The sequence below is a fragment of the Ralstonia sp. 25C genome, from assembly GCF_051904805.1.
In the GTDB taxonomy this organism is placed as follows: Bacteria; Pseudomonadota; Gammaproteobacteria; order Burkholderiales; family Burkholderiaceae; genus Ralstonia.
Map to the genome: position 1 here is coordinate 2,015,356 of NZ_CP196737.1, position 17,679 is coordinate 2,033,034.

Genomic DNA, 17,679 nt, shown 5'->3' on the forward strand with positions numbered 1-17,679 from the left:
ATCGAGAAGGTAGGTCAGAACTTGGACAAGAACGACGTAGTGGCAGCCAATTTATGTCCTAAGTTTCGACCGTCAGAGAAGAGCTTGCGGGATTTTTTCTTAAAGTCTTATCCGGTTCCGAGTGTTTTTATGAACCACGACAGATATTCACCGTGCTATGCAGAGGGAACGATATCGTTCAACGACAACAAGAGTTTTGGAAGCTGGAGACTGTACTCAAGCGGAACAGCCGTGCTGTCTTGGGATGCTGGGGATGGGGTTCATCTAATGCGGAAAGCTAACAAGTGGTACGACCCATTTGCCTGCACGTACGGCCTTAGTGATGAGCTCGAGTGCTGATAGGGACGGTAGCCAATGAAGCACGGCACTACTGTTTCTAGTGGTGTCCCCGATCAACCATCCTCCTTTAGTTTGCACTTACCCCGCCTTCAGAAAATCCCGGTGCAATGAAGCGGTGTAACTAACGAATCCAGACTTTTTTCTACGGCACTGCCCGTATATCTTTGTAGGAGAATAGATATGTCAACAGAGGAAATTCAAGCTCACATCAGCAGGAAGCCTGAAACCCAAGTGGGAATCGAAATTGCGGACCTCGCGATATTGAGTACGTTGGTGGCCAGTTTCTGCAAAGCAGACGCAGAAACTATGGATTCGTTCAGTCAATCGGTGCATCACTCTCTGAGAAATGCTTACTCAGATCCGAAAGCACCTGAAGAGCTCGTCACGGCTATTAAGGACCGGGTCGACAACGTGGTCGGTTTGGCGAAAATGATCAGCGGAGTCTGACGATTTCGGACTGAAAAGAAAGTCGTCGGTGTCCTGCGAATGCCGCCGGTGATTTTGCGCATGCTTGAAAGGCGGCTAGAGATCACGGCGGGTTCTTCCGCAACAGCGCATTTTTACACCCCGTTTACACCCCTCCCCCCAACCTTTACCCCGTTTTTACCCCTCTTTCCCTACTGTTGCACTGCACGCAGGCCCTGTGACGGGAGCCTGCCTGCAAGCCGCATCCGGCCCGAGTTGGCGCATACGCGCGCCGGGCCATGCGGCACCCAAAACAACAAGGGAAAGGTCCATGCAAGCCAAGGTTTCTTTGCACGCCACCGTCATCGGTGGCGTTGTCTTCTGTACCGCAGCACTGTCCAGCGCGGCCGCTTTTGCGCAGTCCACTGACGCCGCTCCAGCGCCCGCCGCTGCACCCGCCAGCCCGCTCACGGCCAACGTCACGCTGGCCAGCCAGTACCGCTATCGCGGTCTCATGCAGACCAACAACAAGCCCGCCATTCAGGGTGGTGTGGACTACGCATTGCCCAACGGTTTCTACGTCGGCAACTGGAACTCGTCGATCAGCTGGCTGGGGGATTCCAACCCCAACGTGTCGGCGCCCATCGAGATGGATTTCTACGGCGGCTACAAGACCGAGCTGATGAAGGACGTGCCCATTGATGTGGGCGTGCTGCAGTACTGGTACCCGGGCAGCTACCCCAGCGATTACACGCGCCCGCATACCACCGAGGGTTATGCACAGATCGGCTACGGGCCGGTGACGGTCAAGTACTCGCACGCGTTCTCCAACCTGTTCGGTTTTGCGGATAGCCATCACAGCCAGTACTTCGATCTGTCGGGCAATTTCGACACCGGCTTCTGGGGCCTGACGCTGAATCTGCACGCGGGTTATCAACAGGTGCCGCATCAAGCAGTGCGCACGTCGTATGCCGACTGGAAGGTGGGCGTGACGAAGGACTTCGGCAGCGGTTGGACGGCGTCGCTGGCGTACCTCGACACCAATGCTTCGCGCCTGGCCTACACCAACACGCGCGGCAACTACATGGGCAAGGCCACGGCGCTGCTGGCCGTGACCAAGACGTTCTGACCATCACCCGCAACTGACTGACAAGGGGAGCGCATATGGACTTCGTTTATCTCGCCGGCCTCGCGGTGCTGGCCTCGGCAGTGGGCGGATTGCTCGCCCTCTCTGGCCGGCTTGCCACCAAAGACCAACCCACCACGCACGCGATGGAGAAACAGCAATGACCTGGCTCTATGTGCTGTCCGGGGCCATCACGGTGGTCCTGCTCGTCTATTTGTTTGTGGCCCTCTTGTGGCCCGAACGCTTCTAACAACAACGCGAGGCACACCATGAATGCGTTCCTCCTCCAGCTGGCGATCTACTTGGTCGTGCTGCTGGTTCTGGCCAAACCGCTGGGCGCGTATATGACCGGCGTGTTTGGTGACAAACCGTCGCGCACGCACTGGCTCGGCCCCATCGAGCGTTTGTTCTATCGCGTGGCAGGCGTCAACCCGCAGGCAGAGATGGGCTGGAAGCGCTATGCCGCCGCCGTCATCGTCGTCAACGTGCTGGGCGCGCTGGCGGTGTATGCACTGCAACGCGCGCAGCAGTGGCTGCCGCTCAACCCGCAAGGCTTTGGTGCGGTCACGCCGGATTCGTCGTTCAACACGGCGGTCAGCTTTGTGAGCAACACCAACTGGCAGGGCTATTCGGGCGAAAGCACGATGAGCTATCTCACGCAGATGCTCGGCCTGGCGGTGCAGAACTTCTTGTCCGCAGCGACGGGCATTGCGGTGGTGATTGCGCTCATCCGCGGTTTTGCGCGCCACTCGGCCAAGACCATCGGCAACTTCTGGGTCGACTTCACGCGCTCGACGGTCTACGTGCTGCTGCCGTTGTCGATCATCGTGTCGGTGTTCTTCGTGAGCCAGGGCGTGATCCAGAACTTCGATGGCTACAAGGAGGTGACCACCGTCACCGCCACCACGTACGACAACCCGAAGATGGACGCCAGCGGTCAGCCGATCAAGGATGCCCAAGGCAACCCCGTCACCGAGAAAGCCACCACGCAAACGCAGACCTTGCCGATGGGCCCGGTCGCGTCGCAAGAGGCGATCAAGATGATCGGCACCAACGGCGGTGGCTTCTTCAATGCCAACTCCGCGCACCCGTATGAGAACCCGAACGCGCTGACGAACTTCGTGCAGATGCTGGCGATCTTCATCATCCCGGCGGCGCTGTGCTTTACGTTCGGCGGCATGGTGGGCGATGGCCGCCAAGGCTGGGCCGTGCTCGCCGCCATGACGGTGCTGTTTGTGGTGCTCGCCGTCTTCCTGGCGTGGGCAGAGCTGCACGCCAACCCGATGCTCGCCAACCTCGGCATCGATCAGGCCGTGGGCAACATGGAAGGCAAGGAAACGCGCTTCGGCGTCGTGGCGTCGGCGCTGTTTGCCACCATCACTACGGCGGCATCGTGCGGCGCAGTCAACGCGATGCATGACTCGCTGACCGCGCTGGGCGGCTTCGTGCCGATGTTCCTGATGCAACTGGGCGAAGTGGTGTTCGGTGGTGTGGGCTCGGGCCTGTACGGCATGCTGGTGTACGCCATCCTGGCCGTGTTCATTGCGGGCCTGATGATCGGCCGTACGCCGGAATACCTCGGCAAGAAGATCGAGGTGTTCGAGATGAAGATGACGTCCATCGCCATTCTCGTCACGCCGCTGCTGGTGCTGGTGGGCACGGCCATCGCCGTGGTGGTCACGCAGGGCAAGGCCGGCATCTTCAACCCCGGCACGCACGGCTTCTCGGAAGTGCTCTACGCCTTCTCGTCCGCCGCCAACAACAACGGCAGCGCGTTTGCGGGCCTGTCTGCCAACACGCCGTTCTACAACATCGCGCTGGGCATTGCGATGTGGCTGGGCCGCTTCTGGATCATCGTGCCGGTGCTGGCCATGGCGGGCACGTTTGCCGCCAAGAAGCGCTTGCCCGTGACCGCCGGCACGCTGCCCACGCATGGGCCGCTGTTTGTCGTGCTGCTGATCGGCTCGGTGCTGCTGGTGGGCGCGCTCACGTATATCCCGGCGCTCGCACTCGGCCCCATCGCAGAACACCTCGCACGCTAACGCGCGCTGCAAACTCCATATCAACAGGTGCCTTATGGCTATCCGTTATCCAGAATCTGAACCGGCTGTGCGCACGGTCAAGCACAAGCTTGAACCGAGCACGGCCACCACGACCGTCGCGACGCCGCACGCACCGCTGTCTGCCAAGGAGGTGCGCAAGCTGTCGATGTTCTCGTCGGCGCTGGTCAAGCCCGCCATTGTCGACAGCTTCCGCAAGCTGTCGCCGCGCGCGCAGGCCAAGAACCCAGTGATGTTCGTTGTCTACATCGGCAGCATCCTCACCACCATCCTGTGGGCCATGGCGCTGCGCGGCCAGGCGGAGGCCCCTGCGGGCTTCATCCTCGCCGTATCGGTGTGGCTGTGGTTCACCGTGCTGTTCGCCAACTTTGCGGAAGCCCTGGCCGAAGGCCGCAGCAAGCAGCAGGCAGCATCGCTGCGCGGCATCAAGACCACGGTGCAGGCGAAGGTGTTGTCTGATGCGCGCCGCCGTGACCGCGTTGAATCGCGCGCCGCCACCGCCCTGCGCCGTGGCGACATCGTCCTCATCGAAGCCGGCGACATGGTCCCCGGCGACGGCGAAGTGATCGAAGGCGTCGCCTCGGTCGATGAAAGCGCCATCACGGGCGAATCCGCTCCGGTCATCCGCGAATCGGGCGGCGACTTCTCGTCGGTGACGGGTGGCACGCGCGTGCTGTCGGACTGGATCATCGTGCGCATCACCGCCAATCCGGGCGAGAGCTTCCTCGACCGCATGATCTCGATGGTGGAAGGCGCCAAGCGCCAGAAGACGCCCAACGAACTCGCGCTGACGATTCTGCTGGTGAGCCTGACCATCATCCTGATGCTGGCCACCGTCACGCTGCTGCCCTACTCGCTGTTCTCGGTGGAAGCGATGAAGGCAGGCTCGCCGATCACGATCACGGTGCTCGTCGCGCTGCTGGTGTGCCTCATCCCGACCACCATCGGCGGCTTGCTCTCCGCGATTGGCGTGGCCGGCATGAGCCGCATGATGCAGGCCAACGTGATCGCCACCTCGGGCCGCGCGGTGGAAGCCGCCGGTGACGTGGATGTCCTGCTGCTCGACAAGACCGGCACGATCACGCACGGCAACCGTCAGGCGTCGCGCTTCATTCCCGCACCCGGTGTCACGGCGAAGCAGTTGGCCGAAGCGGCATGGCTGTCGTCGCTGGCCGATGAAACGCCGGAAGGCCGCAGCATCGTCACACTCGCACGCAACCTGGGCGAAGCGTCCATCGATGAGGCAGCGCTGTCGAAGACGCAGCCTGTGTACGTCGCCTTCTCCGCGCAAACGCGCATGAGCGGTATCAACGTTGGGCACAACGGCGAGGCACGCCAGATCCGCAAGGGCGCAGCCGATGCCATTCGTACGCACGTCACGCTGCTCGCTGGCAAGTTTCCCGAAGCCGTGTCCACCGCTGTGGATGACGTGGCCCGCGCAGGCGGCACGCCGCTGGTGGTGTCCGACAACGACCGCGTGCTCGGCGTGGTGGAGCTGAAGGACATCGTGAAGGCCGGCATCCGCGAGCGCTTTGCCGAGCTGCGCCAGATGGGCATCAAGACGGTGATGATCACCGGCGACAACCGCCTCACCGCCGCGTCCATCGCCGCCGAAGCCGGTGTCGATGATTTCATCGCCGAGGCCACGCCCGAGACCAAGCTCGCGCTCATCCGTGAGCAACAAGCGCAAGGTCGCCTCGTCGCCATGACGGGTGACGGCACCAACGATGCCCCTGCCCTCGCACAGGCCGACGTCGCCGTCGCCATGAACAGCGGCACGCAGGCCGCCAAGGAGGCCGGCAACATGGTCGACCTGGATTCCAGCCCGACCAAGCTGATCCAGATTGTCGAGATCGGCAAGCAGATGCTGATGACGCGCGGCTCGCTGACCACGTTCTCGATCGCCAACGATGTGGCCAAGTACTTCGCCATCATCCCGGCCGCGTTTGCGACCACGTATCCGCAGCTGGCGGCGCTGAACGTGATGCATCTGGCCACGCCGGCATCGGCCGTGATGAGTGCGGTGATCTTCAACGCGCTGATCATCGTGTTTCTGATTCCGCTGGCGCTCAAGGGCGTGAAGTACCGCGCGCTGGGAGCAGCCTCGCTGCTGCGGCGCAATCTGTTGGTCTATGGGTTGGGCGGGCTGCTGCTGCCGTTCCCGGGCATCAAGATCATCGACATGTTCCTGGCCGCGATGGGCTGGGTGTAAGGAAGGAGTGCATTCATGGCAACCACAACTCAAACTGTTCAGGCGGATGTGCCGCAACAAGGTGGGCTGTTGCGCGCGGCGCTGGTGGTGTTTGTTGGGCTGTCGCTGATTACCGGGGTGCTGTATCCGGTGGTGGTGACGGGTGTTGGCAAGGCGCTGTTTCCGGCGCAGGCCGGGGGCTCGATTATTGAGCGTCATGGCAAGGCCGTCGGGTCTTCGTTGATCGGGCAGAACTTTGAGTCGCCGCAGTATTTCTGGGGGCGCATCTCGGCTACCGCGCCGAACCCGTATAACGCGCAGGCTTCTGGCGGTTCCAACCTCGGCCCGAGCAACCCGGCGTTGACGGAAGCGGCCAAGGCGCGCATTGCGGCGCTGAAGGAAGCGGACCCGACGAATACGGCGCCGATTCCGGCGGACCTTGTAACGGCTTCGGGCAGTGGCCTGGACCCGCATATCAGCCCGGCGGCTGCGGCGTACCAAGTTGAGCGTGTGGCGAAGGCGCGCAACATGCCGGTCGAGACGGTTCGGAAGGTGGTGGCTGAAAACACCAAGGGGGCGATTCTTGGGCTGTTTGGTGAGGCGACGGTCAATGTGTTGGAACTGAATCTGGCGTTGGATGATTTGAAGTGATTGTGTGGACCACCGGCTTTGATGCTGGTGGTCCACCCCCCTTTCGTTCCCTGCCGGGACCGACTCACTTTTCTTTGTCTTGCCAAAGAAAAGTAAGCAAAAGAAAGGCGCGCCCGAGATGGCGACCCCCTCCTTGGATTTTTGTCGCGAGGAGGGAGGGGAGGCAAACTCGCTGCGCTCAGACAAGCCTCCCCTCTTTATCCTCCTCGCAACAAAAATCCAAGGCGCCATCAAGGGCAGGAACGTCAAAGGCCAAACCGGCGGGGCACCAGCGCGAGCGAAAAGGCGAGTGGTTATAGGGCGCTGATGGCAGCTGCGTGCAAGACGAAGTAGCGCACTGGCAATCGATGGTGTGCTGTACCCCTGCCCTAGATGGCGCCTTGAATTTCTGTTGCAGAGAGGAAAAAGGAAGGGAAACTGTTTGAGCGAAGCGAGTTTTTCCCTTCCCCTCTCTGCGACATAAATTCAAGGAGTCTTTCGCCATCTTGGGTGCGCCTTTCTTTGCTTACTTTCTTTGGCAAGACAAAGAAAGTGAGTCAGCCCCGGCAGGGGATGAAACGGGGGATGCACCACGGGCACAAAAACAACCAAAATAGACGCATGCAAGAAGCCCAACGCCCGAACCCAGACGCACTCCTAGCCGAACTCCAATCCGGCAAAGAGCAAGCCGCCCGCGGCAAGCTGCGCATTTATTTCGGCGCCTCCGCAGGCGTAGGCAAAACCTACGCCATGCTGTCCGCAGCAAAGGCAGCACGTGCACAAGGCATCGACACCATCATCGGCCTAGTCGAAACCCACGGCCGATCAGAAACCGCCGCGCTGGTCGCAGACCTGGAGCACCTCCCCACCCGCCAGATCGAATACAAAGGCCGCACCCTCCCCGAGTTCGACCTCGACGCCGCGCTCGCCCGCAAGCCCGCCCTCATCCTCGTCGACGAGCTTGCCCACTCCAACGTGGCAGGCTCCCGCCACCCGAAGCGCTGGCAAGACATCGAAGACCTGCTCGCCGCCGGCATCGACGTCTGGACCACCGTCAACGTCCAGCACCTCGACAGCCTGAACGAGGCCGTCGGCAGCATCACCGGCATCCGCGTGTGGGAGACCGTGCCCGACGCGGTGTTCGACAGTGCCAATGAAGTCATCCTCGTCGACCTACCTGCCGATGAACTGCTGCGCCGCCTGGCTGAGGGCAAGGTCTACATGCCCGAACAGGCCCAGCACGCGGCGCGCAACTTCTTCCGCAAGGGCAACCTCATCGCCCTGCGCGAGTTGGCCCTGCGCCGCACCGCCGACCGCGTCGACGATGACGTGCAGGCCTACCGCCGCGCGCGCCGCATCGAAAACGTCTGGCGTACGCGCGAAACCATCGTCGCGTGCCTCGACCCGCAGGGCGACAGCGAACAGGTGATCCGCAGTGCCGCGCGCCTAGCCGCACAGCTCGAATGCGATTGGCATGCCGTCGCCGTGGTGATGCCGCATCTGCGCGCCGCCGATGCGCGCACCGAGCGCTTGCACGCGTTGCTCAAGCTGGCCGAAGACGCGGGTGCGAAGGTGGAAACGCTGGCGGGCACCAATGCGGTGGAGGCCATCACCGGCTACATCCGCCGCCACAACATCACCAAGGCGGTGATCGGGCGTCCGCCGCAGAAGCGCTGGCGCTCCCCGCGTGCGGTTGTCGTGGCACTGCGGTTGGCCATCGGGCTGGAGCGGCGCTTGCCCAGCGGCGACTTTGCGGAAGCGCTGGCGCGGCATTGCCCCGAGGTGGACGTGATCCGCGCGGCGGCGGATCCGGCGCATATCCAGCTCACACCGCGTGCCGCAGAGGTCGGCCGTGCCGATGTGCGCAGCGACGCCCAACGCGCCGCCGACGCGCAGGCCGTCGTGTTCAAGCCGGGCTACGTGGCCGCATGCGTTTACGTGGGCTTGGCGACGGTGCTGTCCAGCCTGGTACGGCCGGTGTTCGACCTCGCCAACATCGTCATGGTCTTCCTGGCGGCCGTGGTGGCGGTGGCGATGCGCCACGGACGCGGGCCGGCGGCGCTGGCGTCGGTGCTGTCGGTGGCGCTGTTCGATTTCTTCTTTGTGCCACCGCGCTTCTCGTTTGCCGTGAGCGATGTGCAATACCTGCTGACGTTCGCGGTGATGCTGGCGGTGGGCATGCTGGTGGGCCAGCTCACCGCCGGCCTGCGTGAACAGGCCGAAGTGGCCGTGCAGCGCGAGGCCGCCGCGCATGCGCTGTACGAGGCGGCGCGCGAGCTGTCCGCCGCGCTCACGCTGGACCAGATCGTCAGCATTGGCGGTCGCTTCGTTAACGCCACGTTTGGCGGGCGCTGCGCGTTCTTTTTCGTCGGCTTGGATGGCCGCCTGGGCGCGCCGCAGATCGCCAGGCCCGAAGGCGCTGTCGATACCCCCACGGGCATGTCGAACCTCGACCGCGTACTGGCCGATTGGACTTATCAGCACGGCCAGCCCGCCGGCACCGGCACGCACACGCTGCCATCGGGCTCGGTGCTGTATCTGCCGCTGAAGGCGCCGATGGCCATTCGCGGCGTGCTGGCGGTGGAGCCTGAAACCTTCCAGGTGCTCACCCAGCCCGACAACCGCCGCCAGATCGACGCCTGCGCCACGCTCATCGCCATCGCCATCGAGCGTGTGCATTACGTGGAGGTGGCACGTGATGCCCTGGTGCGCATGGAATCGGAGCGGCTGCGCAATTCGCTGCTGGCCGCCGTGTCGCACGATTTGCGCACGCCGCTCACGGGGCTCGTGGGGATGGCGGAGACGCTGCTGCGTACCCAGCCGCCTTTGCCCGCGCTCCAGGCCGAGGCCGCCGCCGCCATCGGCCAGCAAGCGCAGCGCATGCGCACGATGGTCACCAACCTGCTCGACATGGCGCGGCTGCAGAACCAGGACGTCAAGCTGCGGCTGGAGTGGCAGTCGATGGAGGAACTCGTCGGCGCGGCACTACAGGCCATCCCGCTGCCTGATCACCGCGTGGTGGTCGATGACCTCGCCGCGCTTCCGCTTATCCGCTGCGATGGGCCGCTGATGGAGCGCGTGCTGTCGAACCTGCTGGAGAACGCCGGCAAGTTCGCGCCCACCGGCACGGAGGTCCACATCTCCGGCGAGATCGTTTCCAATGACACCCGCGGCAACGAACTGCACCTGCGCGTGCGCGATCACGGCCCCGGCGTGCCGGCGGGCGCGGTGCGGACGATCTTCGAGAAATTCACGCGGGGCGAGAAGGAATCGGCAACCACCGGCGTCGGTCTGGGGCTGGCAGTGTGCGAGGCCATCGTCGACGCGCATCACGGTCGCATCTGGGTGGAGGCACCCGTTGATGGCGGGGCGTGCTTCGTCGTCGCCCTGCCCGCCGCCGAGCCGCCGCGTGTGGAGGATGGCGCGCTCACGGCTTAACCCCGCACTGTTGCGGGGCATATGGACATGCCGAAAAAGTCGTTCTGTTACGTGCACCTCGTATGACAGGATTGCGTCACACCGCCCGCTACCCGCGGGCGGATTTCGTTCCAATCCACGATAAATCCACGAGGTTTCTCCATGTCTTTGTTCTCCCGCCTGGCCCGCCTTGCCGTACCGGCCATCGCCCTTGCCGTTGCCACCGCTGCCAACGCCGACACCAAACAGATCAAGCTCGGCACCATGAGCGGCCCCGACGCGCAGATCTGGGAAGTCGTGCAGAAGGTCGCCAAGAAGGACGGCCTGGACCTCAAGGTCATCGAGTTCAACGACTACGCCCAGCCCAACCCCGCGCTCGATTCGGGTGATCTGGACGCCAACGGCTTCCAGCACCAGCCCTTCCTCGACAGCCAGATCCAGGCGCGCCACTACAAGATCGTCAATGTGGGCCTGACTTACGTGGCGCCGATGGGCTTCTACTCGAAGAAGATCAAGTCGCTGGCGCAGCTCAAGGAAGGCGCCAAGGTCGGCATTCAGAACGACCCGTCCAACGGCAACCGCGCGCTGCTCCTGCTGCAGAAGGCCGGCGTGATCAAGCTCAAGGCCGGCGCGGGCACCAACGGCAACAACGCCACCCCGCGCGACGTGGTCGAGAACCCGAAGAAGATCAAGCTGATCGAGCTGGATTCGGCCCAGCTGCCGCGCTCGCTGGATGACCTAGACGCCGCTTCCATCAACACGGACTACGCGGTCAAGAACAACCTGTCGCCCACCAAGGACGCGATTGCGCTGGAAGACCGCCAAGGCCCGTACGCCAACCTGATCGCCGTGCGCGAGAAAGACAAGAACCAGCCCTGGGTGAAGACGCTGGTGCACGCGTACCAGTCGGAAGAGGTGCGTAAGTTCATCGACACGCAGTTCAAGGGCGCGATCCTGCCGGCGTTTTAATGTTGCCTAAAAAGTAAGCGGATACTTACGCTAATCTTCGGAAACTGCGCGCGGCGCGCCACGGGAGTGAGGAACTTCCGGGCGCGCCGCGTCGTTTTGTTGCGTTGCGTCATCCCGTTGCCCTTGCAATCGTTTTCGCGAGCGTGGCGCCCTGGCAACGCTTGTAGTCTCTCGTTACATTAAGTAGTTCTACCTTATTGCATCGCAGCAAACGATTCGCTATAGTGGGAACTGTCTCCTCCACCCTCCTTGGTGGATTGTGGCCCGAGCACCTGGTGCTCGGGCTTTTTTCTTTGGCGCGCCCGATTGCATCTCGATGGCGCGGCCTTGCCTCCTAGCCGATTCCGGCTACGCTGATTTCCTCTGCTCTGACAGATCGCCACGTTGCCGGATCGCAACGTGCATTTTTTTCAAGCATGCGTTTTGGGTGGTTTTTCCAGCATATCCGCGCTGGGTGATGGACAACCTTCAAAGCGTCGTTTGAATCACGCCCCTGTGGCGGATGTGTGCGCAACCCCATGCTTTATGCCGCTAACATCGCGGATCTGCGTCAGCCTTTGTCCTACAAGCGATTCGGCGAAGCCCGGACAGTCCGACAAACCAACCTTCACTAAACTTCACCTTGCTCTCTCTTTAGAGAGCACTCCCCCCCTTTTGAGCCCGCCCCTGTTGCGGGCTTCATTTTTTTCGGGCACGATTTCTGACATCCCGACGCCGTCGACACCGGCGCCGGAAAGCTCAAAAGGTTGGGGGAATCTCAAGGCCCGCGCAGTTGAAAAGCTGCGCGGGCTTTGTTTTTTCTGGCGCCGCGCTCGGCGCGCTGCCAGACACCCTGACAACGCTCGCGCACGGTGTTTCAATGTCGGCTCACGGGCGGATGTCACGAAACGCAAACGGGATGCGCTCCGCCCCATACCAACAAGAATAAGGACTGGCCGATGGAAGGCTTCGCGCAACTCGCCGTGCTGGTGGTGGACGACCACCCCGTGCAACGGGCCGCTGCCCGGCAACTGCTCCACACGCTGGGTGTCCAGCAGATCCTGACCGCCTGCGACGGCCGCGAGGCGCTCTACCTGCTCCAGCTCTGCCATGTCGACCTTGTCCTGTGTGACATCGACATGCCCGGCATGAACGGCCCCGAACTGATGGAGCAGATGCGGCTGCGCGCCGGCCAGGTCTTTCCGCGGCAGGCGCCCGTGTGGGCGTGGGTCAGCGCGATGGATGCGCCGATTGTCGAATCGCACGTGAGCCTGGCTGACGCGATTGGCCTAGCGAGCCCCCATGGCATCCACAAACCGCTGCGCCCCGCGCACGTGCTGCCGCTGCTGGAGGAAGCCGCCGCGCATGCGCGCGAATCGGTGCCCACCGCGCAGGCAAGCGCGCCGCATTTTTCCGATGACGAACTCGCCGCGCTAATCGGCGACACGCCGGAGCAGATCGAGGTCGTTTTGCAGCCGCAGCATGATCTCGCCAGCAACCAGATCGTTGGCGCCGAGGCGCTGTGCCGGTGGATGCATCCAGTGCACGGGCGCGTATCGCCGGCGGCGTTCGTGCCGCGCTTGGAGGCGCTTGGGCTGGCCGATGGCCTGTTCTTCCATGTGCTGGAGCATTGCGTGCGCGTGCAGCACGCCTTGACCGCGCATGCGCATCCGGTGGCGATTGGCGTGAATGCCTCGGCCGCGACGCTCAGCCGCCCCGGCACCATCGAGCGCATCGAGGCGACCGTGCGCGAGGCGCGCATCTCGCCCGCCGCCATCGCCATTGAGCTGACGGAAGATTCACCGGTGCCCGATGCCACGCAGCTCGCCATCGTGCTCAACCGTCTGCGTTTGCTGGGCCATCCGCTGGCCATCGACGACTTTGGCGTGGGCATCGCCACGCTCAAGCTGCTGGCAGACCTGCCTTTCAACATCCTCAAGATCGACCGCTCATTTACGGCGGCGGTAGACCAGACCAGCCAGCGCGGCGTGATCTGCCGCACCATGATCGAACTGGCGCGCACGCTGCATCTCGAGTGCATTGCCGAAGGCGTGGAGACCGACGCGCAGCGCCAGACCCTACGCACACTCGGCTGTGCGACGGGACAGGGCTACCTGTGGGCGGCGCCCCTGTCCACAACGGCGTTCTTGGCGCACGTGCAGGCGGCCGCCTAGCAAGCAATGCTGCGGAGCCGTTTAGTTTTCCGCAGCACTGATTGAAATAGCTTCTGCCCCGAAAGGTTACGAGACGTCGAAACTAAGAAACGTCTGATGCCCGAGGTGACGTTGGGTGCGTATGGTACGGGCCAACTTTCTGTTGGTCCTCCCCCCCTCTCATGTCGGCCCCGATCTATTCCATTCTGTTGATGCTCGCCAAGCTGGATGCGGCGTCCCAGGCGACGTTGCTTTCGCAGATCGATCATTTCGTCTTCGCCTCCCCGAACCAGCGACGCGCACTCGTCAACGACTGGCGGCGCCTTGCACAAGGCCACCCACAGGCTGCGCTCACGTGAGGGCGCGCGGCATGCCAGCTGTCTTGTCGATCGTGGTGGCTGACGACCATCCGGTGATCCTGATGGGATTGACGTCCGCCATTGCGCAGTTTCCGCAGCAGCGCATCGTCGCGCAGGCGCAGGATGGCCGCGAATTGATGCAGGTGCTCAAGCATGTCGACTGCGATGTCATCGTGACGGACTACAACCTGAACGGCGAGCCCGCCTACGACTGCATGCAATTGCTGGTGCGCTTGCGTAAGCGGTATCCGAAACGCCCGATCGTGGTCTGCACCATGGTCAACAATCCGGCGCTGCTGCGCACCATGCGGCAGATCGGCGTGTTGGGCATCGTGAGCAAGAGCGACGACCTGGCCCATGTCGGTCACGCCGTCTCAGCGGTCTCGCGCGGGGTGCAGTACTTCAGCCCGCGCATTCTTGAAGAGGCCGGTTTTCATATCAACGAGCGTGAGGCCGTCCAGGCCTTGAGCGCGCGCGAGCGTGAGGTGGTCCGCCTCTACGCGAGTGGCATGGCGGTGTCGGACATCGCGCAGCGGCTCGGCTCCAGCATCAAGACCGTCAGCACGCAGAAGACGACGGCACTGCGCAAGCTCGGCCTCGTTCGCGAGACGGAACTGTTCCACTACGCACGTACCAGCGGGCTGACCTTTCTCCGCTGATCGGGCACCTGCGTTAGCCGGCGCGGCGGCTCAGGGGCATGCGCAGTGTGGGCTCGGTCGCAGCAGCATGCGAGGTGTTCGACGGTTGCGACGCTTCCGAGCCCATCAGCCAATGAAACAGCGGCGTTGCCAGCAGGGTGCCCACCAATTGTGCGAGCACGTAGCCCGGCACATCGGCGGGGCGAATGCCCGAGGGGCCGTCGGTCAATGCACAGGCCAGCGCCAACGCCGGATTGGCCTGCGACGACGAAGCGGTGAACCAATACCCCGCCGCCATATAGGCGGCCACGGCCAGTGGCAGTTGCCGGGGCGCATGCCGCCCACACGTCATCCCCACGCCAATCAGCCCGAACGTGGCCAGCGCCTCGCTCAACCATAGCGCGGGCCCCGTAGCGACATGTGTACCTGCCGCCCACACCGGCATGCCGTACATGGCATGGGCGGCGGCCACACCCAGCGCGGTCCCCACGGATTGGGCCACCAGATAGGCCAACGCTTCGCGCCTGCGCAGGCTGCCTCGCAGCACTGCCGACAGCGTGACCGCCGGGTTCAGATGCGCACCCGATATCGGCCCGAACATCGTCAGCAGCGCAAACAACCCCGCGCCACCCGCAAGCGATTGCGCCAGTAGTGTCCACGTGGCATCGCCGCCGGAGAGACGGCTGGCGTGGACACCCGTGCCGATTACCACCGCAATCAGCAACGCCGTACCCAGCCCTTCCGCGACGAGGCGGCGTGCGAGCGGCACGGTGGAGGATGCATCGGCGGTCAGTGACACGGAGGGGCGAAGCGGGGAGACAGTGGCCATGCGCAAGCAGAGAGCAGAGAGGGATCGATGCCAAGCGCATCACGCGGGCGAGTGTGGGATCTCTGTGCTGGCCGATCAATGCACCGCGGCGCGCTTGTGTCGCACGCCGCGGTATCGAATGACGGGACGGGCGTTTAGGCGGCACTCACGGCGCCGGTTGCCGCCATGTGGCGTTGCTGCGCGCCCAGCCGTGCGAAGCCTACGGCTGCGGCACCCAGCGCGGCCAGCATGGCCAGGCATCCGGCCATCGTGCCGTGTGCCATGCCAGCGGCGCTGCCGTCCCCGGCAAACATGAAGTACAACCCGCCGATGCTCGCCACGCCCAGCGCGCCCGCCAATTGCTGCGCCGTGATCAGCAGCCCTGCCGCCGCGCCGGCCTGCGTGCGTGCCACGCCGGTTAGCACCAGGCCAATCAACGGAACGACGACCAGCCCTTGCCCCGCGCCGTACAGCGTGACGGCAATGCGGATGCGCGTCATGTCCGGGGTGGCGGGGTGCGCCCAGTTGGTGCCGAAAGGTGTGCCGAAGCCCGACAGCAGCACCAGCAGCCCGAGCGCCATCAGGCCGAGGCCACCCAGCAGCGCACGTACGCCAAACCGCCGCACCAGCGCATTGGCCAGGCGTGAGGTGACAAGGAACGCAACCGCCAGCGGCAGGATCACCACCCCCATGTGCAGCGCCGAGAGATGCCGCCCGTTCTGCAGATACAGCGTCAGCACGAGGAAGAACGCCATCATCCCGATGTAATGCAGCGCCGACGCGGTCAGGCCCGTCATGAAGGCGCGATGCTGCAGCAAGGCGGGCGGCAGCAACGGCGTACCGCCTGCGCGGTCGACGCGCGCTTCAAGCTGCTGGAACGTCGCCATGCCAAGCAGGCCCACGGTCAGCAGCGCGAGACTCCACACCGGCCAATGCAGCTCGCGGCCGAACAGCAGCGGCACCAGTACGGCCGCCACGCTGATGGCCATCCACGCCACGCCGGCGGTGTCGAGATGGACGTTCGCAGCGTTGGGCGTCGGGCGTGGAATCCAGCGCCAGCCGAGCAGCGCTGCTGTCAGCCCCACCGGCACGTTGATCAGGAAGGCCGAGCGCCAGCCCAGTCCTGCAATGTCTGCGCTGGTGAGCGCGCCGCCCACCAGCAGTCCGGCCGCGCCGCCGGTGCCCATCACCAAGCCGAAGATCGACAGCGCGCGGTCGCGCTCGGCGCCGGCAAAGAGCGCCTGCACGCTCGCTAGCACCTGCGGCACCAGCATCGCGGCGGACAGCCCTTGCGCAAATCGCCATGCGATGAGGGCCGCCGCGCTGCCCGCCAGCCCGCAGCCGGCCGAGGTGGCGGTAAAGGCCACCAGGCCGAGCAGGAACACGCGCCGCCGCCCGAACAGATCGCCCAGCCGGCCGCCGGTGATCAGCAAAATGGCATAGCCGAGCTGGTACACCGCCAGCACGGCCTCCAGTTGCGCGGGCGTTGCGTGCAGGCTGGTGCGGATGCTCGGGATCGCCACATTTGCGATGAACGCATCGACGATGAACATGAATTGCGCTGTCACCATCACACCAAAGGCGAGCCAGCGGCGCGGTTCGGATGTCGTTGAGGTCGAAGAAACGTGGGTCACGATCGGCTCCGGAAAGAGGGATGAGCGCAGCGTAGGCACCCAAGCCGATTCGATGCAGAGCTAGGATTAACCTAGGATTGCGTTGTCCCTCCCACCCTTGCGCGCCGTTGTGTGTAATGCACCCATGGACGATTTCACTGCAGACCTGGCCCCTTTTCCTGCTGACTCCGCCGCCGCGCCCCGCAACGAGCTTGGCGAGTTCCTGCGCAGCCGCCGCGGCCAGTTGCGCCCCCAGGATGTCGGCCTGCCCGAAGGCAGCGGGCGACGCCGCACGGCCGGCCTGCGCCGGGAGGAAGTCGCGCAGCTCGCCAACATCAGCATCGACTGGTATGTGCGCATTGAGCAGGGGCGCGATGTGCGGCCATCGGTGGCGACCATCGAGGCAATTGGCCGGGCATTGAAGCTGTCATCGGATGAACGTGCGCACATGCGGGGTCTGGCACGGGCGGAAGCGGTATTCCCGGCGGCGCCGGGGCAGTCCGCCGCGGACGCGGTGCCCGACGTGTTGCGCCGCGCCGTCGCCGGCATGGCCCTGCCCGCGCACGTGCGCAGCTACCGCACCGACCTGCTGTGCTGGAACGATGCCGCTTCGCAGCTCTTCATGGATTTCGGCACGATGCCGCCGGAAGACCGCAACGCGCTGGTCTACATGTTCCTGTATGCCAATGCGCGCGAGCGCTTTGTCGAATGGGAGAGCGAGGCGCGCCGCATGCTGGCGAAGTTCCGCGCGGTATATGACCCGCATGCGGACGACCGCGTCCTCGTTGCGCTGGTCGACCGGCTGCGCACCGAGAGCCGCGAGTTCGACACCTGGTGGCGTCAGCACGAGGTACGCGCTGCCCGCGCCGAGCACAAGCTGATCCGCACGCCCGGCGGCAAGGTCGTCCGCTACGACTACATCGGCCTGCCGGTGATGGAAGACCCGCGGCTGCGCCTGGTGATGTACGTGCCGATGGAAGACGGCACGTAAG

At 64.0% G+C, this 17,679-nt stretch carries 15 protein-coding genes; 13 read left to right on the forward strand and 2 right to left on the reverse strand.

Annotation, left to right across the window (positions count from 1 at the left end; all coding sequences use genetic code 11):
- The first annotated feature begins 519 nt into the window (after positions 1-519).
- The 12 genes from ACS7SF_RS09390 (at position 520) to ACS7SF_RS09445 (ending at position 14,287) form a co-directional block, all read left to right on the forward strand.
- Entirely contained in the window at positions 520-786 is a 267-nt protein-coding gene (locus tag ACS7SF_RS09390; RefSeq protein ID WP_439889535.1) for a hypothetical protein, read from the forward strand.
- A gap of 289 nt (positions 787-1,075) precedes the next feature.
- Entirely contained in the window at positions 1,076-1,873 is a 798-nt protein-coding gene (locus ACS7SF_RS09395; protein ID WP_439889536.1) for a TorF family putative porin, read from the forward strand.
- Positions 1,874-1,908: 35 nt separating this feature from the next.
- Entirely contained in the window at positions 1,909-2,034 is a 126-nt protein-coding gene (locus ACS7SF_RS09400; protein ID WP_439889537.1) for a hypothetical protein, read from the forward strand.
- Positions 2,031-2,120: a K(+)-transporting ATPase subunit F gene (gene kdpF / locus ACS7SF_RS09405; RefSeq protein WP_004628487.1), complete on the forward strand. Its 90-nt coding sequence runs from the start codon at positions 2,031-2,033 to the stop codon at positions 2,118-2,120. Before ACS7SF_RS09400 ends, kdpF begins: the two co-directional genes overlap by 4 nt.
- A gap of 19 nt (positions 2,121-2,139) precedes the next feature.
- Positions 2,140-3,912: a potassium-transporting ATPase subunit KdpA gene (gene kdpA / locus ACS7SF_RS09410; protein WP_439889538.1), complete on the forward strand. Its 1,773-nt coding sequence runs from the start codon at positions 2,140-2,142 to the stop codon at positions 3,910-3,912.
- Positions 3,913-3,946: 34 nt separating this feature from the next.
- Positions 3,947-6,142: a potassium-transporting ATPase subunit KdpB gene (kdpB, locus tag ACS7SF_RS09415; protein ID WP_439889539.1), complete on the forward strand. Its 2,196-nt coding sequence runs from the start codon at positions 3,947-3,949 to the stop codon at positions 6,140-6,142.
- Positions 6,143-6,157: 15 nt separating this feature from the next.
- Positions 6,158-6,772 (forward strand): potassium-transporting ATPase subunit KdpC, encoded by a 615-nt coding sequence (kdpC, locus tag ACS7SF_RS09420; RefSeq protein WP_439889540.1) that lies wholly within the window; start codon positions 6,158-6,160, stop codon positions 6,770-6,772.
- Between the two features lie 600 nt (positions 6,773-7,372).
- Complete coding sequence (locus tag ACS7SF_RS09425; RefSeq protein ID WP_439889541.1) at positions 7,373-10,189, forward strand: DUF4118 domain-containing protein; 2,817 nt, start codon at positions 7,373-7,375, stop codon at positions 10,187-10,189.
- A 141-nt stretch (positions 10,190-10,330) separates the two neighbouring features.
- The gene (locus ACS7SF_RS09430) at positions 10,331-11,137 is read left to right on the forward strand and encodes a MetQ/NlpA family ABC transporter substrate-binding protein (protein ID WP_439889542.1); all 807 of its coding nucleotides are present in this window, start codon (positions 10,331-10,333) and stop codon (positions 11,135-11,137) included.
- A 938-nt stretch (positions 11,138-12,075) separates the two neighbouring features.
- On the forward strand, positions 12,076-13,290 hold the full coding sequence (locus ACS7SF_RS09435; protein WP_439889543.1) for an EAL domain-containing response regulator: 1,215 nt from the start codon (positions 12,076-12,078) through the stop codon (positions 13,288-13,290).
- A 161-nt stretch (positions 13,291-13,451) separates the two neighbouring features.
- Entirely contained in the window at positions 13,452-13,628 is a 177-nt protein-coding gene (locus ACS7SF_RS09440; protein WP_439889544.1) for a hypothetical protein, read from the forward strand.
- 11 nt (positions 13,629-13,639) lie between these two features.
- Positions 13,640-14,287, forward strand: coding sequence for a response regulator (locus tag ACS7SF_RS09445; RefSeq protein WP_439889545.1), 648 nt, complete (start codon positions 13,640-13,642; stop codon positions 14,285-14,287).
- Between the two features lie 13 nt (positions 14,288-14,300).
- On the opposite strand, the gene ACS7SF_RS09450 is transcribed toward ACS7SF_RS09445, so the two are convergent.
- Together ACS7SF_RS09450 and ACS7SF_RS09455 are read right to left on the reverse strand one after the other, a co-directional pair.
- Positions 14,301-15,095, reverse strand: a complete 795-nt coding sequence (locus ACS7SF_RS09450) for an aquaporin (RefSeq protein ID WP_439889546.1) — start codon at positions 15,093-15,095, stop codon at positions 14,301-14,303.
- A 134-nt stretch (positions 15,096-15,229) separates the two neighbouring features.
- Complete coding sequence (locus tag ACS7SF_RS09455; RefSeq protein ID WP_439889547.1) at positions 15,230-16,708, reverse strand: MFS transporter; 1,479 nt, start codon at positions 16,706-16,708, stop codon at positions 15,230-15,232.
- 124 nt (positions 16,709-16,832) lie between these two features.
- On the opposite strand from ACS7SF_RS09455, the gene ACS7SF_RS09460 reads away from it, so the two are divergent.
- The gene (locus ACS7SF_RS09460; RefSeq protein ID WP_439889548.1) at positions 16,833-17,678 is read left to right on the forward strand and encodes a helix-turn-helix transcriptional regulator; all 846 of its coding nucleotides are present in this window, start codon (positions 16,833-16,835) and stop codon (positions 17,676-17,678) included.
- The last annotated feature ends 1 nt before the right edge of the window (position 17,679 follow it).